Genomic DNA, 20180 nt, shown 5'->3' on the forward strand with positions numbered 1-20180 from the left:
CGCCGGGGGGACCCTTGACTGCCCTGCAAGGGCCAGTCTCGCCCCGTCAGGCGGTCTGCCGGGAAGGTATGAACCGGATGGCAAGTGGGCCTGCGCGCCGATGCCGAGATTGAATAAACACGGGGGGCAACGTTATCAGGCCACATGATGGGCCGCCATTGCTACGCGGCCCATCACACCCATTGTAAGAATTAAGCACGTCGCCTTTCAACGGCAGCCTCTCTCGGCTCCGAGCGGAGATGAAGGCCAAATCCCGACGTATTCGGGTCCTCCAGTTCAGGACGGAGATGCAAGCTCGGGATGAAATAGTCCCCCGCATTTTGAGACCGATACGGAATTGGCTCGACCGTCTCCAAGGACCGCATTCTCTCGCGCAGGGCAAAGCTGATCTCCTCGAACCCCCGTGCGTCAAGCTTGTCCACCCGGTAGGTGACAAAGGAAGGAAGGACATCGTAGCCAGGATAGTAGAGAATACCGTGATTGATTGGGAACAATAGATCGTCGATGGGTCCGTTGATCCCACGCGGGGAATAGTGTTCCTCCCATCCGCCCGTGGTGACGATCAACATCGCGCGTTTGCCTGCAAATGTTCCTTCCCCGAAACGATCCCCCCAATGCTTGTCGCTGTGTTCCCCGACGCCATAGGCGAAACCATAGGCATAGACGCGATCGACCCAGCCCTTGAGGATCGCCGGCATCGAATACCACCACAACGGAAACTGGAGGATCAACGTGTCAGCCCAGAGGAGTTTCTCCTGCTCGGCTTTGACATCCTCTGTGAGGGATTGAGCCTCGAAGGCTTCACCGGAGGCCTGGGCAACGCGCAATCGATCGTTCGCGGCAAGCAACGGGAAGTCAGAGCGGTCAACTTCTGATCTCCAGCGCATCGCATAGAGGTCAGAAACCTTTACCTCATGACCGGCTGCTTCGAGCTCGCGAATTGCCACATCGCGCAGCGACGCAGCGAGAGATTGAGGTTCAGGATGTGCGAAAACGAGAAGAATTTTCATGGGCTTCCATCCGATTGGATTTGAGAACAATCGGAAGAGTAGATGTCCCAGGAGTGATCCGGTATGTGTGGGTAATGGATATGATATTGCCAGAAAATGGATAGAACAGATATCACGCTCGAACGGATGCGCACTTTCATCCGTATTGCGGAGAGAGGAAGTCTGTCGGCAGTAGCCCGCGAGATGGGAACGGGCCAATCGACCGTCACACGGCATTTGCAGGAACTGGAAGGAGCCGTAGGTGCGCCGCTACTCAACCGGACCACTCGTCGCGTTGCACTGACAGATGAAGGCAGCCGCTACTACGCCCACTGCATGCAGATTCTTCGCATGGTTGAGCAGGCCACTGAGGAAATCCGCGAACTGCGCAGAACACCGGCGGGGACCATTCGCGTATCATGCACCGCCGCGCTTGGTGTCCTTCACATCACGCGCCTGATCTTTTCATTTCAGGAGCGCTACCCACAGATTCGCGTCGACCTAAGCCTTACTGATGAGCGGATCGATCTGGTCAAGGAAGGGGTCGACATCGCTCTGCGCCTTGGTCCCTTGGCTGACAGTTCGATGAAGCTCCGGCATCTGGGCAGCAGCAGCCGCCTCTTGGTTGCCGCGCCAAGTTATCTTGCGGCCCACGGGCGACCTGCGGTTCCGGAAGACCTCGCAACGCACAATGTCATCCGCATGTCGAACATTGCGGGAAGCGAGGTAATCGCCCTCCGGCGCCTGGACGGCCGGCACCACTCTGTTGCTGTCGATGGCCGCCTGCGTGTGGATCATGGCCTTGCAGCGCGGGAAGCCTTCTTGAACGGGCAAGGCATCGGCCCGGCTCATCGCTGGCTAGTCAACGACCTGATCGAGAGCGGTCAGCTCGAGGTTCTCCTTCCCGACTATGATCTGTCGCCTGTTCCCTTCAACATGCTGATTGTTCCCGAACGCTCCGACGTCTCGCGGATCCGTCTGCTGATTGAGTTCGTTGCTGGCGAGGCGACGCGCCTGCCAGGCATGAAGACAACTGTGGCGACATGGTCATGACCGATCAGAACGTTGGGAAATCTAGCCGCCAGGGCCTCTGATTTACCGGGGTTCGATCGAGGACTTGTCCAAAAAAGCACCCAGTTTCGAATCCTGGGTGCTTTTTTGGACAAGCAGGCCATCCGCGGCGGCCGCAAGAAATTCGGCGAGTTGCCTCTCTCGAACGACGACGTGGTCGCCTTGGCCGCCCGAACGCGGTGCCGATGCGCGGTGTGATGAGACTGGACAGGTTCAAGCTCCACGAGGAGCGCCCGCCGGTCCGCTGATTGGCGGTCTCCGACTTCCGGCCCCACGACAATTGTCACACTCCCTGCAAGCGGCTGGTGACGGACAACGCGGTGGTCGAGGATACGCCACTGCTCCACAAGGCCGCGGACATTGGAGCTCCAATCTCGGTCGAGGCAGCGTTCAACAATTCGACCACGACATTTTCACCTTCGTCGACGCTCCGGAATATGTGGGTGTCTCCTGCGGAGACTGCTGGAATTTTACGGTGGCGCGCCGTGGAGTGTATCGAACCTGCGATTCGTGCGGGTGGACAGTCAGCGATTAGCCACATGAACTCGCCGAGTTTGGTGTGAGCGTGCCGACAGTGAAGGCGTCTTCAGCTCCCGGTCCCGTTTGGCTCCCATTGGAGGACTGCATGCGTTCGTCCGCGGGTAGGGACACCGTAGAGCGGCCGCGCGGCCTTGCCGTGCGGTCCCGGCTAATCGTTACAACGCGTGCGCCTGAACGTTTCCACGACGAACCGCTTGTCGTCGGCGTACTTCCAGCGAACGATGAAGGAGAGGCGAACAGGGGATGGAGCTCGTATTGGGTGAAAGCCGCTATTTGTCCTCCGAACGGACCGCTTCACAGCACCGGTTTACCGCCGGCCTGGACTGCTACGCATCGGTGATCCTGGAGTTGATCGGGGAGTGGAGGCGCGTGGCCATGCCGAGGCCTTGCGAGCGCCCAATTTACGATCGCGTCGCCGCGAACTTCCTTCGGCTAGCGCGCGAGTGCGTGGGCAATGACAACAACCGTAACCTTCGTCGACTCGGCGCACTTCGAGCTGGCGAACTCCGACTGGTGTGCGCACTGGGGCTGTTCACCGGCGGGCTCCTGAAGGGAGAGGCTGCCTCTATCATTACAGACCGCGTTTTCGGAGAAGCACTGGCTCGCTCGGATGCCGCCCACGTAAAAGCGCTTCCGACCAGCTACGAGCTCGGACAGTTCCTGAGCGGGATCGGCATCGCGGCAGCCGATGTGGCTGACGCAAAACGAAGGCACCGAGCGGGTCGAGATGCCCTGGATGTAGGCCTACCTGGAAGGTAGGAGCCCTTGCGCAGTTTGGGGATGCGCAACTCGGCCGTGTCGGCTCGCGTCTCCCAGTCGCGTTCGCGATAGCCGTTTCGCTGCGACGGCCGCCGACCCCAAGTTCCACCTGACGCAGGCGGAAAAGCCGATCACCTCGTGCAGAAGATCGGCGTTGGCTCCAGCAGCCCACGCCACACCTCATTCAACAAAGCCTGAAAGGCTTGTCTCCTGACCTGAAGAGGGACTCGATCTTTCACATTTTGAGAAGTCTACGGTATCCGTCGTTCAACTCCACAATGATAGCGTTCGCCATCCGCTAGGCGGCGGCTGCGACCGCGGCGCGCATAAGCATGCCGAAGAGGTCACGCGGATCATCCGGATCGGCGATCAGATCCAACTCGTCGAAGATGCCAGTCTCGCGGATGCAACCATGCACGTAGCGAAGCGCCGAGAAGTCCTCGATGGCGAAGCCAACCGAGTCGAACAGGGTGATCTGGCGATCGCCCCGCCTTCCGGGAGCAGTACCTGCGATAACGCGCCAGAGCTCTTCGACTGGATGGTTAGGGGGCAGTTGCTGGATGTCACCTTCGATCCGAGTTTGTGGGGGATACTCCACGAAAACATCCGAACGCAGCAGCACCTCACGCTGGACTTCTGTCTTGCCCGGGCAGTCGCCGCCAACGGCGTTTATGTGGACCCCTGCCCCAACCATATTGTCCGAAAGGACCGTGGCGAGCTGTTTGTCCGCGGTTACGGTCGTAATGATTTGCGCGCCCTCAACCGCTTCCATTGCGCTCCGACAGGCCGTTATCGAGAAGCCATGTTTCGAGAGGTTGGCGGCGCATTTGCGCGTAGCAGCCTCATCAGTGTCGTACAGCCGAATGTTGCGGATACCGAGCAATGCCTTGAAGGCTAAGGCCTGGAATTCCGACTGAGCGCCATTCCCAATCATTGCCATGCAGGTCGCGTTTTGCGGAGCCAAATATTTAGCCGCCACAGCGGACATAGCCGCCGTACGCAACGCCGTCAGGATGGTCATCTCGCTGAGCAGGATCGGGTAACCCGTCGATACATCCGAGAGCAGCCCGAACGCGGTGACCGTCTGCAATCCATCACGGGTATTTTTCGGGTGGCCGTTGACGTACTTAAAGCCGTAGTGGAGGCCATCGCTCGTCGGCATCAACTCGATGACGCCATCGAGACTGTGCGAAGCGATCCGCGGCGTCTTGTCAAAAGTCTCCCACCGTCGAAAGTCCTCCTCAATGTAGGTCGCGAGTTCGGTGAGGAAGCGTTCGACGCCGATCCGATGGACCAGAGTCATCATTCGATCGACGCTGACGAAAGGAACGATGTTGAGTTTTGCTGTCATGGCTTTCACGCGGCTTTAGTCGAACGGCTCAGAATGCGGCGGCCGCATAGGCTGGCGACGAGATCGACCATCAAGTGGGCAGTCTGCCCGCTTTGGTCGAGATTGGGATTGAGTTCGACCACGTCGAGGCTGGTGACCAGGCCGCTCTCGTGAAGGAGTTCCATGACCAGATGAGCTTCACGGAATGTGGCACCGCCCGGGACTGTAGTTCCCACCGCGGGTGCGATGCTCGGATCGAGAAAATCCACGTCGAGGCTGACGTGGAGCAGGCCCTTCTCCGCCCGAACGCGCTCTAGAAATTCATTGAGCGGTGGGACCACGCCATGCCGGTCAATCATGCTCATGTCGCAGGCGAAAACGCCCGCATCGGTCAGAGCGAGCCGCTCCGCGTCGTCCACGCTTCGCAGGCCGAATGCACAGACGCGGCTCGGGCTTATGCTAACCGGCAGGTCGGGAAGATATCCATCGAACCCTGGCAAGCCGCAGAGATAAGCCAGGGGAACACCGTGCAGGTTGCCGCTTTCAGTCGTGTCGAGCGTGTGAAAGTCGGAGTGGGCGTCGATCCACATCACGAATAGCGGGCGCCCCGCTTCAGCGGCTCGGCGAGCAAGGCCACTGACCGTTCCCATCGAGATGCTGTGGTCCCCGCCCAAAAAGATGGGGAAGCAGCCGTCGGCTGCGCTGTGAACCGCATCCGCAATGGACCTGGTCCAGCTCGCAACCGCAGACAGGTTGCGAACCGCGGCATTCGGGTGCTTCGGAGACTCAAGATCCAGCCTCGCGATGTCGCCCCAATCTTCCACGTCATGGCCGAGTGCAGAGAGAGCCTTGGCCAAACCGGCTTCTCTTAGGGCACGAGGCCCCATGGTGCAGCCGTTGCGGTCCGTACCCTCTTCGACGGGGGCTCCCATCACCCTGCACAACATCAGTTCTTCTCCAGTTGCATTTCCGGATTGGAGACGTTTTTCGCGGCAGGTGTAAGCAGGCAAATTGCATCTAATGGCGAGGCATTCTATCAGATTGAGCACCTAACTTGCTCGAATTGGTCACCTACGATGGATGCGTTCGATCACAGGCTCATCACCGCGCTGCGCCACGACGGTCGCCGCAGCATCTCGGACCTGGCCGGAGAGCTTGGCACGACGCGCGCGACTGTCCGCGCGCGGATGGAGCGTCTTGTTCAGAGCGGTGAAATCGTCGGATTTACGGTGATCTTGCGCGCGGACGCGATCGAGCTGCCAGTTCGCGGCATCATGTTGATCGAGGTGGGCGGACAGGGCACCGACGCGGTCGTCCGTGAGTTGAGCGGATTCCCCGAGGTCTCCGCAGTGCACACGACAAACGGCAAATGGGATCTAGTGGCCGAGCTTGGGACCACCGACCTCATCGAGTTCGACAAGGTCCTGCGCCGCATTCGCCTTGTTTCGGGTATCGTTGCCAGCGAAACAAACTTGCTGCTGGCGACGCCGCGCAGCGTCAAAGCCAAGCTCTAGTGTGTGCTGCTTTCGATTGGGGCCGAAAACACCATCCCTCACGGTTTCTCAGGGAAGGAGAGCCAGCAGAGCCAGCAACTTCACCAACTCGGCCTGACGCCGGGTACTGGTCTTGGCGAAGACCGAGGCCAGTTGCGAGCGAATGGTAGTTCGGCTGACGTTGCAGCTTCGGGCGACATCGGCGGGCTGATCGCCGCGCGCCAATTGAAGCGCAATACGGGTCTCGGCCAAGGTGAGTCCGAACATGCGCTGAAGCATGAAAGGATTGGGTTGCAGGTGAGCCTCAAGATCGACCAGCATCACCACGCTGATACCGGGCGTAACAGCATCTGCGGGCTGAGCCTGGTTTAATATGAACGGCGCATCGTCCTTGTTCCCGATGACGATCCAATTCATCGATCCAAGGGCCGGTCGGTTCGGCGCCCGCGCGATCAATCGCTTGAACGCGCCCATCAACTCCGTGAGACTTTGAACTGAGCCCGTCTCGCCGCCGAGGATCAGTCGGGCCGTGGGATTTGCCTCGACGATATGCCAGTGATCCTCAATGACGAGATAACCACAGCCGAGGCGGTCGAGCATACTCAAGGGGACAACGCAGTGTCCCCTGTGCGCCAGCGTTCCGCCCTCCGGGTGGTCGATTGCTGCCACGCTCAAGGTTTCAGCCTTCCTTGTGATCATCGGCTTAGCCCAGCCTCGTATTGTCTGTGGCAGCCCCCAATTCTCTGACGCTCTGCGAGATAAAACCCATGCGGCGGCTCCCTGTTCCCTTGTTTTGGTTTCATCGGGGGCGCCGCCACGCCGTCATCATCCCGCTATAGACCCCCAAAATTCGGGGGTGAGCAATAAGTTCCCTCCGCCCGCGTGCGTCGCTGGTGTTTGCCCATTTCCTCACCGGTGCTAGCATTTGCGGAGTCACGCCCAACCTTGGGGCGGGGCGCTGAATGGGCGGGTTTGCACGTGCGATCATAGAGGCGCTCTTGTGGGGCTCGCCTTCTGACTTCGTGGACTGGACATCAGGCGCATCCTTGCTCAGAGGGCGGGCAGGCAGCGACTGGGGGCTTGGCAGTGTGATGAGTGCATTCCCGGCTGAAGGTTCCCGAGTGTGGAAATACGAGATCCTCGTCCCGATCGGCGGGCCAGGTTTTCTATCTCGCCTTGACGAAATTGATGCGTGGCTCACGGAAGGCGATGTCGCCCATCAGGTGAAGATTATTATTGGCTCCGGAATCGTGATCCTTTTCACAGACGAGGATTGGGCCCGGGCTTTTGCCGAGGCTTTTGCCTTGGACCCGCACAAGCTTCGCGATGTGACGCAATCGACGGACGCATGCCGCTGCTCTCCTGACCTGGAAGATCACTGAACGGGGTGATGCTTCGCGTGAACGGCGGCGGCTTTGGCCAGAACCACCTCCAAAGCGGCCAAGACATCGGGACCTATCAGAAGTTCAAGTGTGGCCTCTGTATCTGTTTCGAGGAAAACCACCGCGCCCTCGCCGGCGTCGCCACTGATGATCATCTGCTTCAGCTTCGTCACGGTGAAATTGAAGTTTTCCGACAGCATCATTTTGCGATGTCCTCACTTTCCGCTTCGATCATGCAGCGTCATGCTGCTGCGTTGGGTCTAACCGGCCACGGCCAGCACACATTTTCCACTTCACAGCCGACCTCGTGGGCGACATGTGAGAGATATTGGGCCCGCGCCTCTGCCGTATCGGGCAGGCAATGCTGGTGTAGCCAATCGAAGTAGTCTTCAATTTTCAGGTTGACGATCTGGGCCGAACAACCGCTGGCCAGCAGATCCATCGCCTGGGCCACTGCCCGCGTCAGCCAGTCTTGATATGTGGGCGGTAGATAATCGCCATCTTTCATCTGGCGGAGGCAGATATAATCAGCCGGTCCCAACCAGGGCAAAAACACTACGCTGCTGAAGGTCGACATCACGGCAACCCCTGTTTTCAGAGGGGAATGATATGACCCTGCTTTTGGCGAAACCTTATCAAATGTTTATTTTTGCACTTCCTCGGAAAGGGCGAGTGCTGCGGCCGGAACGATTCCCGTCCCCTCAGTGTTGAGCTGTTCTGTGCGCGCGTCGTGTTCTGCGTTCAGGCTGAGGCTCGGTTGTCCTGCGAGGGCCGAATATCTCGCCGTCGGTAGTCGTCAGCGCAGCTTCTTCTCTGCTTGAAGGCCGGACCGCATCGAGCCCTGTCTTGCAAAGCTCGCGACGAAGCCTCCCAGCGGCGAACGATGGGCCTTCGAGGTCAAATGGGACGGCTACCATCGTCGCCGCGGCAAAGACACTCCCGGTCGAGAGCGCGATCCTAGATGGGAAGCGGTTGGGAGGCGCGTCCGATTTCTCCGCCCTACAAATTGCGCTGGGCGGCCGCGGCGGGAAGCGCCGAGCGGAACTTGCGGTGTTGTATGCGTTCGATCCTTTACCTCAATGGGGTCGACTTCCGGGCAACAGCCTGGACGAGCGCCGGGAATGGCTCATCAAGATCAAAGGAGGCGCCGGTCCCGGGATCAGTCTGAGCGAAGAGGTAGACGCAGATGGCGAAGCCTTTCTCGCCGTCGCCTGTGTTTATGAGCCTTGAGGGCATCATCGCGAAGCGAAAGAGCATCGGCGCTGGACGGAATCGGCCGGCTGCTGCTCGCGGCCCGAAAAAGAGATCAGCTCTCCTATGTCGGAGCCGTGGGCACCGGCTTCACGGATCGGTCCGCGACAGCGCTGCRGAAGCAGCTCGACGCGCTCGTGATCGATAAGCCTGCACTGCAAATGACGAAAAACGGGCGCAAACCACCCTTCGCCACCAGCACGCCTTTCCCAGTGAACATCAGCTTTCACATTGCGGACTGCCTGGTTGCCCCGGTCCGCAACTCTTTCCGCTCCTCATAAGCTGCGATCGCGGTCTTGAGCATTTCGAGTTCAAGGGTCTCTACTTGATTGCGCTTTGCATCTTCCAACTGCCCGACGCGCTGAAGCGCATAGCGATAGTCCTCATGGCAGATGATGCAGACAGTCGGTGTTTCCGGTTTGAGTGCGGATACCGCGGTCATGGGATTGCTCCTTCCGTGGCATGCTGCCTTTTGTTGCCTCCAGATGCTGAGCTAATATTGTCTGGAAACGCAGACATTCACCTTTGTTAATGAGTCGGGCGCGTTTGCTTGCAATTCTGTCGGAAAGGCGTGAGCGCCGGGCCGCATTGGTCGGGCGGGCGGCCTGAAAGGCGAGCGATCGCGGTGACGATATTCTTCATCGACAGCGACGACGGTGCGCGCGAAGTCATCGACCGGCACGGGTTCGAGTTTTCCGATGCGGAAACCGCTATTCAGGCCGCGTATAAAACATTGCACGACATGGCTCGCGACCAACCTCGGTTGACCGGCCGGCGACGTCTGTCTGTATCGGTCCGCAATGGCGAGGGCAGCAGGATCTATGCCGCCACGATCATATTCGAAGGCAGCATCACCGGCACGTGATGGCGGGGCTCAGGCGGCCGCCCGCAGATGAAGATAATCATCCTGGAAATCAGCGAGTTCGACGAGCCCCGGCCAATCCAGGATGGTGAGTTCCTTGCGGCCGACACGGATGAGTTTGGCCGAGCGCAAATCCTGCATGATGCGATTGACATGGACGGTCGACATGCCCTGCGCGTCGGCAAGCACCGTCTGGGTGAAGGGAAAAGGCATGGTCAACTCGACCACAACCCCGATTGTCCGGAAGCGCACGTAAAGCTCGCAGATGACGTGGGCAATCCGACTGGGTGCCGAGCGGCGGCCGATATTACTGATCCATTCCCGAAAGATGGAGCTATCGATCAGCGCTTCGCGCCAGAAGAAACCAGCGACGCGCGGGTGGGTTGCGAAGAGGTGGTAAAGCGACCGATGAGGGATATAGGCGACCGTGCTGTTCGTCAGGGCCGCCAGGCTATGGTCCATCCGTTCAAGATAGAGGCTTTGAAGGTCGGGGATATCGCCAGGAATATGAAAGGAGAAGATCTGTCTTGCGCCCTCGCCAACAATCTTGAAGCGATAGCCAATGCCTTCGAGAATAAGGCACGATTGCGTGGGGTGATCCCCTTCGCGCACGATCTCGGCTCCGGCGCGAACCTGGCGCACGACAGTCGAGAGGGTAAGGATCGCATCGACTTCTTCGGAACCGAGGGGGACGACGCCGTCGATCTTGCGCCGCAATGCGTCGAGCAGCCTGTCCGGCCTGTTTGGCATTGCCCGTCCCTCCCCTATGGGCGAGAGCGGGAATCGCGGTCACCGATAAGCCGAACTAATCAAAATTCGTAAGAAGACGCTCCGTCGCAGGTTATCACTCGACCTTAACCTAAGTTATGATTGAAGCTAAACAGCGTCCCCGCCAAGGTATTTTCAAGAGTGCGGGAGTGCCGGGCAATGAAGCCCGAGGCCGCTGATCGCACCCTTACTCTGGCGGAGTTACTTCTATCTGTTGGCTAATAAACGGCCCGCGCGTCCAGCGTCTTCACCACCAAACTCAAACCGTCTCGGTTCACCAACCATCTTTCCCGGGTGAACATCAACTGAGCGCTTCAATGAGCGGTGGGAAAGCCGGGCCAGGGCGCGGCGGTTTGCACCGTGGGGCCGGACAATTGGCTGCCAACGGTTGATTGTTCTTGAATATAGCGGCTCCGCGCTGCGGCCGAATCCACTTCAGCCTCATTCGCTAGCCAAGCGTAATAATCGTCGAGGTGAATAGTGACGATCTTCAGGGCGCACCCTTGCGCCAGCAACCGGCGCATATCGCGAAAAGCATTGTCGAGCCATGCGTCATAGGTGCCCGGAAGGCGTTCGCCTTGGCTTATGTCCCGTATCTTCTCGAAATCTTTGCGCTCGTACCACGGGACAAGGAGCACGGTGGTCGGGTCGATGCGCTTCACAACGATCTCCTGTTTTCTCCCTTGCAAGATCAAAGGACCATGGTCTCCCGCATTCGCTCATTAACATTCGTTAATTCCCGACTGAGAATCGGGAGGCATGTTTCGTAGGCGGATTGTCCGAAAGACGGGAACGCCAGAGACACCCTTCCCCTGTTAGCCACATGAACGACGCACAGAAGCGCGGGCTTGCACGGCTCATGCTCCGTCGGCCGCTAAACCGCTCGGACTTGCCGATTAAATGCGACCGCATCTCGGCACTGCCGGACCTGCTCGAAGAGTATGATCTGGCGTGCGAAGCGGCGGCCCATTGGTCGAAAATCACTTCTCCAGCGGGGCGCGTACGCGCGGAGGAATACCGCGTGCTTGCGGTTGAGATTGAGCAGGAGATTGATGATGCGATTAGTGCTGTAGGCCATCTCACTGGGATGGAATGACAGAGCCCCAACCAGTTGGCTCAGTTCGATCTTTTCGGGTTTGTCTTCAAGCGCCAAGTGATGTTCGACCCTTTCAGTAGCGCGGTCGACGTCAAACGGCGCTGTGAGGGCAAATGTCTGTTATCCCACCCGCGGTGTAGTCGCTATTTGTCCGCAAATTGGAATTGCGCGCCCACTCCTGACCGACGACCTCCGAAAACCCGGTTGCTAGCCAACGGAGTAACCGTCCAAAAATTAGCAGGGAGTAGTTCCCATGATGCGGTTCACAGGAATAGCGGCTATCGCTTTTGCTGCCCATTCAGGTTTGGCCTGCGCGCAGCCAGCGACCGTCGGTCAGCCCGATGAAATGCCGCGCAGTCGCGCCGAAAGACCGGCGCAAGCCGATGTGGCCCCGCGCGCTCCTGGGAGCGACGTTGGGGGCGCACAGCGCCGCGACGAGTCGCCGGGCGAACGACGCGGTGCTCAGATCGAACAACCTCGTGGTCCGGAAACGCCGCGGGGTCAGTTGCCTCGCGAGCGCGAGCAAGCTGAGCGGGAGCGACCGATTCAACCTTCGGACACGCGTGCTCCGCAAGAGTTGCGGAGAGCGCAACCTGAAGAGCGCGATCGGGGCGCCCAGCGGCAAGACGAACGAAATGGCCGAAGGGACACCGATCGGGCTCAGCCGAGCAACCGCGGGCCCGATTCGCATGAAAGCGCGCAGCCTCAGCGTCCAGATCGCCGCCCCACCGATCCCACCACGGCGCGACCTGCGTCGACCCAGGATCCGAATACGGCACGGCCCGCGCCGACCCCGAATTCGAACACGGCGCGACCGGCGCCGAGTCGGCAAAACGAAGAGCGGCCGGGCTCCACTGCGCAACGCCCCAGTGCGGCGCAGCCCGGAACGGCCGGTCCTGCGCCCGCAGAAAATCGAGCGTCGACCGGAAGCCAGAACGCCGAACGACCGCCTGTCGATTCCGACAATCGGCGGATCGCCGATACGGTGTGCGAGCGTGTCGAACGCAAAGAGATTCGGCCCGAGCAGAATCTGGGCGTCTCCGTATCGGTCGGCGCTGCGCTGCCGTCTCGTGTGCATCTCCAGCCGCTGCCTCGCGACATTGCTGCCATCAGGCCGCAATACCGCGATTATCGCTACACGGTCTCCGAACGGGAGATCATCATTGTCGACCCGCGCAGCAGGCGCATCGTCGAGGTGATCGAGCGGAGTGGCGGCCGAGCAGGGACCGTCGATATCTACGCTGTTTTCGAAACCCGGCGCGATGTAAGGCGTTGGCGCCGGCCGGGTGAGATCGTCTTTCGGCAAGGGGTCATCCTGCCCGAGAGCGCGCCTTTCTATGACCTTCCGGTCGAGCTGGTCGAAGGCCATCCAGATTGGCGCGGGTATCAGTATGTCATGACGGAGAGCGATGAAGTCGCGATCGTCGAGCCGGGGACGCATCGCATCGTCGAGGTCGTCGACAAGAGCGCGTCGCGGTCGGCCTCCGCAGCTCCAAAAACCACCGGCGCGCTCTCTGGCCAGGCGCAGCATTCCGGTGATCGACATGACATCGCGCGAATCATCTTGGGCAACGCCAAACCAGGTGAGGTTCAGGGAATCGATGGCCTGCGGGGAGCCGTCCTGCCAAGTCAGGTCGTCCTTCATCCGCTTCCCCCCGAGGTGGAGGAGCGCGACCAAAGGCTTCGCGGCTACCACTATACGCTTATCGGCGACGATGTCCTGATCGTCGAGCCCCAGAGCCGCGAGGTCGTTGACATCATTGAATGACCGATGATGCCATGCGGCAATCGATGCGCCCACATCGATTGCCGCATCCGCTCCCCCAGATAGCGTCTGCCCACTCGTGCTGCTGTTCGGCTTCCCGGGCGAGCAAATCCTGGCTCAACCGCTCATCATAGCGATGCTCGCGGCGCCGATCCTGATCCAGGTCTATTTTAACTCGGGCCTCGCCTATCTTTCAACCGCATGACCGGCGAGGCGCATTGCGTGGGCCGGGCCGGGCTCTGATCGGCGCGAGCAATTTCTTCGAACTCGCGGCGGTTCCCTGGAAGAACGAGGCGGCACTGCGGTTGAGGCAGCGCCTGTACGCATTGGCTTCGGCAAGCCGCCTCGTCGACAGTACGATCAACTCTGCGTTCAGCGGCACGTTCACGCACCACTGACAGCCTGCGCGCAGTTCAACGTCAGAACGCCGCAGACATCGGGTCCGGCCCGATCCGGCCATCGGACCGATCCAGGCCGTTCACGGCGGCGATATCCTGCTCATCGAGTTCGAAGCCGAAGACATCGAAATTCTCCGTGATCCGGCTCGGAGTAACCGATTTTGGGTCACGATCAGGCCGCTGTCGATGTGCCAGCGGATGATGATCTGAGCCGGGGTCTTCGCATGCTTCCTCGCGATCTCGCCCATGACGGGATCCTCGAGAAGCTGGCCCTGCCCCAGTGGGCTCCACGATTCCGTCGCGATGCCGCGTTCGGCATGCGCCTCGCGAAGTGCCTCTTGCTGGAGCGCGGGTGAAGCTCGATCTGATTCAAAACGGGCTTCTCGCCGGTGTCCCGGGGAGCCGATCGAGATGTTCGGTGGTGAAGTTCGAGACGCCGATCGACTTGGCTCGGCCTTCCTGCTTCAACCGAATGAAGGCCTTCCAGATATCGACGTAGAGATCACGGCTCGGGGCCGGCCAGTGGATCAAGTAGAGATCGACATAGTCGAGGCCGAGGCGCTGAAGGCTGGCATCGAACGCCTGAGGGTGGAATCGAAGCCCTGGTCGGCGTTCCAGAGCTTGGTCGTAATGAAGAGGCACGGCGAAAATCGCCAGAATATGCTGGAGCCGCACGCAGCGCTGGAGCTGCCGTGCGTCCAAGGGGCCCGCCAAGCCGCAGACGAAGCCTTGCGCGAAATGGTCTGAGAACTGCCGCCTGGGCCGGGCTAAGGTCGCCCTCAGCGTCTCAGTCGTGATGCGAGCCGGTCGATCTGGCTGCGCTGGATGGAACTCCCGTCTTGCAAACTGTTGTTTCGAGAGTTTCGCCGCGCTCGTCCAGCAGTTTCCAGCGCTTCAATTCTGACTGGAAATAGTACGTCGGCAGCCCGGCTTCCATTGGCATCAGTTTTTGCTGGTCCAGGATGTAGGGCCGCGCCTCGCCGTCGATTTGAACGGTCACTCGACCCGTCGGCTGTGGATGCTCGATCACGATCACACCACCGGCGAAGTTGCAGATGTAGGATACGTCCGCGTCCGGCTGTGCGTGGTTGGCTAGGAAGACCGCGCTCGGGATCACCAGCGCTGCAAACTGCGAGATCATCGCGGCCTCCCCCAAATCCTTGCCTTGTTCAATCAATACGTCGCCGTCGCACCAAGGTTCCACCGGGCAAGCACCCGCTCGCGTTAAGAATTGAAGCAGGAACGACGCGGTGGCGGCATAACCCTAAGCAAGCCCAACACGGGCAGTTACCCGCTAATTCCCTAATTATGAACGGTTATTCATGGAACACGCGATCCAGCCAGCCGTTTAGATTTGCGGCAGGGGCCATCAAAGGGAGAAGAACCATGATCAAGAATCTTGTTCTGGTCGCCGCGCTCGCCGTCGTTCCGGCGACCGCGTTCTCGCAGTCGAACTCTGGCGCGGCCGGTGGAGCCGCGAGCGGCGCGGCGACAGGGGCGGTCGGCGGCGCGATCGTCGGCGGACCTGCGGGGGCTGCGGTGGGTGCAGTCGGCGGCGCTGCTGCGGGCGCGATTGTCGGCGGAATCGCGGCCGACCAGCGCACCGAGTTCCGCACTTATGTGAGGGAACAGAAGGTGCCATCGGTGGCTTATCGCGAGAAGGTGGTCGTCGGCGCAACGCTGCCCGACACGGTAACCTATCGCGAGGTTCCGGCTCGCTACGGCAAGACCGAGTATCGCTACACCGTGGTCAACGACCAGACCGTTCTGGTCGAGCCGAAGACCCGCAAGATCGTTCAGATCATTGAATGATCAACTGGAGCCCACCCTGGCAGGTGGGCTCCATTCGATCGGGTTCACCCTGATCAACCGGAAGGAGCGCCATGTTACGGCCAATCCTGTTCGCCGCTGCTGTCGCGGCTACCGCCGCCTTCAGCGCTCCGGCGCAAGCCCGTGGCAGGCACAAGCCGCCTCCGTGGCAGGTCTGACGACCCTCGGGACGCCCGACCACGTTGAGCAGATCAAAAGGGTGACCACGGATACGAGGGCCACACGCACGGATCGCGCCATTGGGACCATGGACGTGGCTACGGTCGCTATTATGGGGCCGCCTCCACATGCTTGCACCTATGGCAGGCCCGCACTCGACTTCGAGCTCGCGCGTGTCTGGCGTGTGTGACCTGCGAATCCAAACCCTCACTGAGCATTGGCACAGCTCTGCATTGGCTAACCATTGGAGGTCAGCACATGAAGCGATTCCACTTCTCAGCCATTCGGGACGGCAAGGAACGACAGAATATGCTCGAGCCTGACGCCGCCCTTGAGTTGCCGAGCGTCGAGGCGGCGCGAGAAGCCGCAGATGATGCACTGCGGGAAATGGTAGGCGAACTACCGCCTGGACCTGCCAAGGTCGCTCTGGTCGTTCGAGATGACAGCGGTGCCGTGGTGGACGGGCTGGAGCTGGAAATCCGGCCCCTGAAGCCGTATTGAGGGCCGTGCTGCGCGGCGAGCATCGGCTGTGCGCCCTCGTACCCGGCGACCTCATAGCCCAATTTCGAGTTGACCGAGCGGCCGTCGGTCATGGCGGCCGAGTCATTGTCGCGCCTTGGATCGGATGTCCTCGCCCTGGGCGTTGGGCGAACTTTTGTGAAACGCTCGCGTTACCACGCGGTCTTCGTTCACCAGGAGAACGCCACGGCCATGGCAACGATCTCGACGACGGCTATTCACCTCGCGGAGCACGAGTGGGTGCCCAACAACCCGCGCTTGCCCGTAATCGTCTATGACGCCGCATTCCCGGGAGATACGGAAGATCTCGCGACTGCCATGGAGGCGCGCTTCGGCGCGAACGGCTGGCAGGCGCAGTGGCGAAATGGAATTTACGACTTTCTCCATTATCACTCGCAGGGGCACGAAGTTCTCGGCATTGCGGCTGGCTCAGCAGAGGTGATGCTCGGTGGGCCAAAGGGACGGAATTTATCAGTCCGAGCCGGCGACGTGTTGCTGCTCCCGGCTGGCACCGGACATTGCCGTGGCAATGCCTCCAGCAACTTCCTGGTGATTGGAGCCTACCCGCCCGGTCAGAGCGGTGACATCATTCGCGGCGCACCAACCGCCACGATTCGCGAAGCCATGGCGCGGTTGCGCTTTCCGTCAATGGATCCCGTTAATGGACAGGATGGTCCCCTAACGCAGCATTGGGCCGACAACTTGTAAGCAAAACTCAAACCTGGCGGGTTTGCCCATGGCAGCTCAAGGGCTCGCGCAGGGCGACGCTGCTGCGCAGGTCCGATTTGCCTATTGGGTGCGCACGCGGTCCGATCGCTTCCTTACAGGCATCTTGTAGGTGCTCATGTTGGACATTTTATCACCCGCGTGGATTCAGGACCTCATGCAGGCTGATGGCCTATGGGTGCTCTTTGCCGTGGTAATGCTTGAGAGCATGGGGGTGCCGATGCCGGGGGAAACCGCGCTGGTGACGGCTGCTCTCTACGCCGGCTCGACCCATGGAATCGGTATTCTCCCGGTGCTGACCGTTGCCGCTATAGCTGCCATCGTCGGCGACAACATCGGGTACCTTATTGGCCGATCGATTGGGCTTCGATTGATCGTGCGCTACGGCAGATACGTTGGCATCAACGAGGCACGGCTCAAGGTTGGCCAGTATTTGTTTCTGCGGCACGGCGGCAAGATCGTCTTCTTCGGCCGCTTCGTCGCTCTTCTTCGCACCTTTGCCGCTCTCCTCGCCGGAGCCAACCGCATGCCGTGGCTGCATTTTCTTCTCATGAATGCGCTTGGAGGGGTGACCTGGTCCGCACTGTTTGGCGGCGCCGCTTATCTGTTCGGCGAGAAGATCAAGCTGGTCGCAGGACCGATAAGCCTGCTTATCCTGGCATGCGCAACCGGCCTGGTCGTGGCCGGCGTCGTCTTCCTACGACATCATGAGAGGGAATTGGAGGAGCGGGCGAGCGCTGCCCTGTCGCCCCCATCGACGCAGGGGTCCTAAGTCACGCAACCGATCGGGCGCGCCCGGACATCCCTCGGGTTTCGCCGGCGCAATGGCCCGCTCTCCGCCCAACCCAGCCGGGAGCCAATGGTCAGCATCCGGATCATCAGCTACGGACCGAGCGAGCGCCGACCCAACTCGGGGAACGGCCCTAGATGCACTCGCAGGCCGGATAGTTCTACGGCCTCTACCCGGACCCCCCCGAGGACCGAGCGTCGTCACACCCTTCGCATCAGACTCCAAGGCTGTCCCCAAGCAGCGACGTTCGGCCAGCGGACGCCCGGCGCAGCATGCCGAAATAGTGCGATCGAAACGCGGGGAAAATCGTCAGCGCCGGATAGAGCGGCTCAGTGAGCGGGCCGAGRCGGTAKGCRATGGGRGGAATCAGCGTTTTCGAGGCCAGTTCRCTCTCGAACTCGGGAAACAGGTCCTGGATGTGGCGSCGTGTCATGGCCCTGACATTGCGGTTCCAGGGATTGGGRTARCGCATGTCATACCAGATGATCACCCCGTTCGGRGWCAGGACGCGATTGATCTCGCGCGCCACGTTCCTGGCCATCAGGGGGCTCAGGATCGAGGAGAACACCGTGAAGACCAGGATGAAATCGAAATGCTGGTCGGGAAACGGCACATTCTCCGCATTGGCTTCCGTGAACGATACGTCCGGGCATTTCCGTTGGGCGGTCGCGAGGGCTTCCGGCAGCAGGTCGATCCCGAACAGGCGGTCGTTGGGAAAACCGTAGCGCTGCAATCGGCGGACCAGATCTCCCGTCCCGCAGCCCAGGTCGAGGACCCGATATTGCTCAAGGGGTGTGGCCGCTTCCCGATCAAGCAACCCGTACAGGGCGACATCGCGATCGCGCACCATGCGCAGGCGTCCGGGGCGTCTCTCATTCTCCGGATTTCCGCGATCCCTTTCCGCATATTCCGCATAGGCGGATTTGATGCGCTCGACTTCGGCCGCCGTCGAGTGATCAGGGACATCGTCAGGGCGTGGACGCATTTGAACGACCGACATCGCAATCTCCCAGGCTGAACCGCCGATTACCTCTCGCGGATGCGCTCGGGGCATTGCTATCCTCGCCATGCGCTCCAGGCGTTGGGATCTGTTGGAACGCTGCTGACAACGGGGCAAGCGGGGCGCCCGAACTGGCATCCTGCGTACTCATCGAGGCCGCCCGGTTGCCGCTGAGCCCGAGCTCTCGCCTCAATGCGACCCTCCGGTCATCGAGACGCATGCGACGGTCTCGAGCCGAGGCGCCCACGGTCGGCGTCCGGTCGCACGAGAAACGAGGGCTCCACCTCGGGGCTTCGGTTTCAAAGGTCAACTGCGCCCAGCAAGCCAAGGCTGTCTCTGGTACGCGCCAAGCCGAAGCCCGGCATCCTCCGAACGAAGGATGAATCCGGCATTCCGGCGCGGCCGTGGCAATTCGACCAGACGATGCAGTCGCGTCGGATGGACGGTGGACGGCAGCGCTCGCCTGATCAGCGCGCGCAATTCGTCCCGCTTTGATTGGCCAAGCTTTGCAGTGCTGCCGAGTCTGGAACAGTTCGCAGGCGAAATATCGACGGGGGCCGCTCGAGGTCCGAAGTCGGCCGACTTCGTTCATTCGCAGGATGATCAAGCCCCCCTTTGAGCGTAACCGATTGAGGTCAAACCCGTAGCCGTGCTGAGCACAAGATTGACCAATGCCCCGATGCACAATCGGCGCCGATCGTGAACGCCCGCGCGCCTGTCATGTCATGCGCTATGCCTGCTTAAGCAAGGCCAGCCGGCGCCGTCGTCGACGCCCCCTGGGGCGGTCCCCCAACGTCCGATCGCATCCATCACAATCCGATCTTACTCGCTCCACTTATGTCGCTGTGAGCCGCCAATGGTTGGACTTCGCGGTTCGCGCGAGCGTGGCGGAAATCTCTCTAGATGCCGCAAAGGGGCATGCATCCATCCGAGCCACGTCACCGAAGAGAGGCCAGCCATGAACCCGCAGAAGCTCAGTTCAAGTGTTACCCCCCGTGGTCCTCATGATCGGACTGGCCATAACCCGGTCTCCCGTCCGGCTGGGGCCTATCCGCCTAACGGCGACGACGAGAGGGCTGGACAGCGACGGCAAAATACCGTGGGAAGGCTCCAAACAAGTCAGGAAGGCAGGGTCGGGAGGCTCACGCCGGAATCTCGGGCCACCCAACCGTCGGCGGCGATGCTTGACAGAATGCGAGCGCTCTACGCCGAACTCACCCATGCCGCCGTTGAAGCCAGCACGGCGCTTGGAAGGCCTGATAGTCCGGCGGCCTCGCTGGCCGTGTTCAATTGCGCACATCGCAATGTCGTCAGCCTCGTGCGACTGATCACGGCGATTCAAGACCCGGAGACAGAATAATCCCCTCCCGGCCGAAGTGCGGGAGGCCGGAGGGGCGAGATGACGGTCGGGTTCGGTCGGCGTAAACCACCCTGAGTCTCCCGGAGGATTTC

22 protein-coding genes and 3 pseudogenes are annotated in these 20180 nt (G+C 60.6%); 12 read left to right on the forward strand and 13 right to left on the reverse strand.

The window, feature by feature from the left end:
• Window positions 1-191: 191 nt before the first annotated feature.
• Entirely contained in the window at window positions 192-1010 is an 819-nt protein-coding gene (locus AC1DW9_RS05380; RefSeq protein WP_476776174.1) for an NAD(P)H-dependent oxidoreductase, read from the reverse strand.
• A gap of 96 nt (window positions 1011-1106) precedes the next feature.
• Here AC1DW9_RS05380 and AC1DW9_RS05385 point away from each other — a divergent pair, with 96 nt between their 5' ends.
• On the forward strand, window positions 1107-2042 hold the full coding sequence (locus tag AC1DW9_RS05385) for a LysR family transcriptional regulator (protein WP_441493456.1): 936 nt from the start codon (window positions 1107-1109) through the stop codon (window positions 2040-2042).
• Between the two features lie 1307 nt (window positions 2043-3349).
• On the opposite strand, the pseudogene AC1DW9_RS05390 reads toward AC1DW9_RS05385, so the two are convergent.
• From AC1DW9_RS05390 to rocF, 3 genes and pseudogenes are all read right to left on the reverse strand, one after another.
• A pseudogene (locus AC1DW9_RS05390) lies at window positions 3350-3503 on the reverse strand (transposase); the annotation flags it as partial.
• Window positions 3504-3657: 154 nt separating this feature from the next.
• A complete protein-coding gene (locus AC1DW9_RS05395) occupies window positions 3658-4710 on the reverse strand; it encodes an ornithine cyclodeaminase (RefSeq protein ID WP_476776175.1) in 1053 nt (350 codons plus the stop codon).
• Between the two features lie 5 nt (window positions 4711-4715).
• Window positions 4716-5636, reverse strand: a complete 921-nt coding sequence (rocF, locus tag AC1DW9_RS05400) for an arginase (protein ID WP_476776232.1) — start codon at window positions 5634-5636, stop codon at window positions 4716-4718.
• A gap of 129 nt (window positions 5637-5765) precedes the next feature.
• Between rocF and AC1DW9_RS05405 the strand changes: the two genes are divergently transcribed.
• Window positions 5766-6203: an Lrp/AsnC family transcriptional regulator gene (locus AC1DW9_RS05405; RefSeq protein ID WP_441493453.1), complete on the forward strand. Its 438-nt coding sequence runs from the start codon at window positions 5766-5768 to the stop codon at window positions 6201-6203.
• Window positions 6204-6251: 48 nt separating this feature from the next.
• Here the strand turns inward: AC1DW9_RS05405 and AC1DW9_RS05410 are convergent, their stop codons facing one another.
• Window positions 6252-6881: a helix-turn-helix transcriptional regulator gene (locus tag AC1DW9_RS05410; RefSeq protein WP_476776176.1), complete on the reverse strand. Its 630-nt coding sequence runs from the start codon at window positions 6879-6881 to the stop codon at window positions 6252-6254.
• A 263-nt stretch (window positions 6882-7144) separates the two neighbouring features.
• Here AC1DW9_RS05410 and AC1DW9_RS05415 point away from each other — a divergent pair, with 263 nt between their 5' ends.
• Window positions 7145-7564: a hypothetical protein gene (locus tag AC1DW9_RS05415; RefSeq protein WP_476776177.1), complete on the forward strand. Its 420-nt coding sequence runs from the start codon at window positions 7145-7147 to the stop codon at window positions 7562-7564.
• Here the strand turns inward: AC1DW9_RS05415 and AC1DW9_RS05420 are convergent.
• On the reverse strand, window positions 7558-7767 hold the full coding sequence (locus AC1DW9_RS05420; RefSeq protein WP_476776178.1) for a hypothetical protein: 210 nt from the start codon (window positions 7765-7767) through the stop codon (window positions 7558-7560). The two genes, AC1DW9_RS05415 and AC1DW9_RS05420, sit on opposite strands and share 7 nt — an antisense overlap.
• Before the next feature lie 38 nt (window positions 7768-7805).
• Entirely contained in the window at window positions 7806-8141 is a 336-nt protein-coding gene (locus AC1DW9_RS05425; RefSeq protein WP_476776179.1) for a hypothetical protein, read from the reverse strand.
• Between the two features lie 649 nt (window positions 8142-8790).
• On the opposite strand from AC1DW9_RS05425, the gene AC1DW9_RS05430 reads away from it, so the two are divergent.
• Window positions 8791-9096 (forward strand): ATP dependent DNA ligase, encoded by a 306-nt coding sequence (locus tag AC1DW9_RS05430; RefSeq protein ID WP_476855042.1) that lies wholly within the window; start codon window positions 8791-8793, stop codon window positions 9094-9096.
• Here AC1DW9_RS05430 and AC1DW9_RS05435 read toward each other — a convergent pair.
• Window positions 9042-9257 carry a hypothetical protein gene (locus tag AC1DW9_RS05435; protein ID WP_476776235.1) on the reverse strand — a complete coding sequence of 72 codons (216 nt, stop codon included), beginning with the start codon at window positions 9255-9257 and terminating at the stop codon, window positions 9042-9044. The two genes, AC1DW9_RS05430 and AC1DW9_RS05435, sit on opposite strands and share 55 nt — an antisense overlap.
• Window positions 9258-9440: 183 nt before the next feature.
• Here AC1DW9_RS05435 and AC1DW9_RS05440 point away from each other — a divergent pair, with 183 nt between their 5' ends.
• Window positions 9441-9680, forward strand: coding sequence for a DUF6894 family protein (locus AC1DW9_RS05440; protein WP_476776181.1), 240 nt, complete (start codon window positions 9441-9443; stop codon window positions 9678-9680).
• Window positions 9681-9689: 9 nt separating this feature from the next.
• Here AC1DW9_RS05440 and AC1DW9_RS05445 read toward each other — a convergent pair whose 3' ends face one another.
• Together AC1DW9_RS05445 and AC1DW9_RS05450 are read right to left on the reverse strand one after the other, a co-directional pair.
• A complete protein-coding gene (locus tag AC1DW9_RS05445) occupies window positions 9690-10394 on the reverse strand; it encodes a Crp/Fnr family transcriptional regulator (RefSeq protein ID WP_476776182.1) in 705 nt (234 codons plus the stop codon).
• Window positions 10395-10759: 365 nt separating this feature from the next.
• Window positions 10760-11107: a hypothetical protein gene (locus AC1DW9_RS05450; RefSeq protein ID WP_476776183.1), complete on the reverse strand. Its 348-nt coding sequence runs from the start codon at window positions 11105-11107 to the stop codon at window positions 10760-10762.
• 161 nt (window positions 11108-11268) lie between these two features.
• On the opposite strand from AC1DW9_RS05450, the gene AC1DW9_RS05455 reads away from it, so the two are divergent.
• The 3 genes and pseudogenes from AC1DW9_RS05455 to AC1DW9_RS05465 all read left to right on the forward strand — a co-directional run.
• Entirely contained in the window at window positions 11269-11541 is a 273-nt protein-coding gene (locus AC1DW9_RS05455; RefSeq protein ID WP_476776184.1) for a hypothetical protein, read from the forward strand.
• Window positions 11542-11794: 253 nt separating this feature from the next.
• Complete coding sequence (locus AC1DW9_RS05460) at window positions 11795-13309, forward strand: DUF1236 domain-containing protein (RefSeq protein WP_476776185.1); 1515 nt, start codon at window positions 11795-11797, stop codon at window positions 13307-13309.
• Between the two features lie 73 nt (window positions 13310-13382).
• A pseudogene (locus tag AC1DW9_RS05465) lies at window positions 13383-13578 on the forward strand (arsenical-resistance protein); the annotation flags it as partial.
• A gap of 147 nt (window positions 13579-13725) precedes the next feature.
• Here the strand turns inward: AC1DW9_RS05465 and AC1DW9_RS05470 are convergent.
• A pseudogene (locus AC1DW9_RS05470) lies at window positions 13726-14342 on the reverse strand (aldo/keto reductase); the annotation flags it as partial.
• Between the two features lie 149 nt (window positions 14343-14491).
• Window positions 14492-14845, reverse strand: coding sequence for a hypothetical protein (locus AC1DW9_RS05475; protein WP_476776186.1), 354 nt, complete (start codon window positions 14843-14845; stop codon window positions 14492-14494).
• Window positions 14846-15090: 245 nt separating this feature from the next.
• Between AC1DW9_RS05475 and AC1DW9_RS05480 the strand changes: the two genes are divergently transcribed.
• The 4 genes from AC1DW9_RS05480 (at window position 15091) to AC1DW9_RS05495 (ending at window position 17710) form a co-directional block, all read left to right on the forward strand.
• Complete coding sequence (locus AC1DW9_RS05480) at window positions 15091-15516, forward strand: DUF1236 domain-containing protein (protein ID WP_476776187.1); 426 nt, start codon at window positions 15091-15093, stop codon at window positions 15514-15516.
• Between the two features lie 435 nt (window positions 15517-15951).
• On the forward strand, window positions 15952-16194 hold the full coding sequence (locus AC1DW9_RS05485) for a DUF6894 family protein (protein ID WP_476776188.1): 243 nt from the start codon (window positions 15952-15954) through the stop codon (window positions 16192-16194).
• 219 nt (window positions 16195-16413) lie between these two features.
• The gene (locus AC1DW9_RS05490) at window positions 16414-16920 is read left to right on the forward strand and encodes a cupin domain-containing protein (protein WP_476776233.1); all 507 of its coding nucleotides are present in this window, start codon (window positions 16414-16416) and stop codon (window positions 16918-16920) included.
• A 136-nt stretch (window positions 16921-17056) separates the two neighbouring features.
• The gene (locus tag AC1DW9_RS05495; RefSeq protein ID WP_476776234.1) at window positions 17057-17710 is read left to right on the forward strand and encodes a DedA family protein; all 654 of its coding nucleotides are present in this window, start codon (window positions 17057-17059) and stop codon (window positions 17708-17710) included.
• Window positions 17711-17942: 232 nt separating this feature from the next.
• Here the strand turns inward: AC1DW9_RS05495 and AC1DW9_RS05500 are convergent, their stop codons facing one another.
• Window positions 17943-18728, reverse strand: a complete 786-nt coding sequence (locus AC1DW9_RS05500; RefSeq protein WP_476855043.1) for a class I SAM-dependent methyltransferase — start codon at window positions 18726-18728, stop codon at window positions 17943-17945.
• Window positions 18729-20180 lie beyond the last annotated feature (1452 nt).

The organism is Allobosea sp. P4_E12 (genome assembly GCF_056401655.1).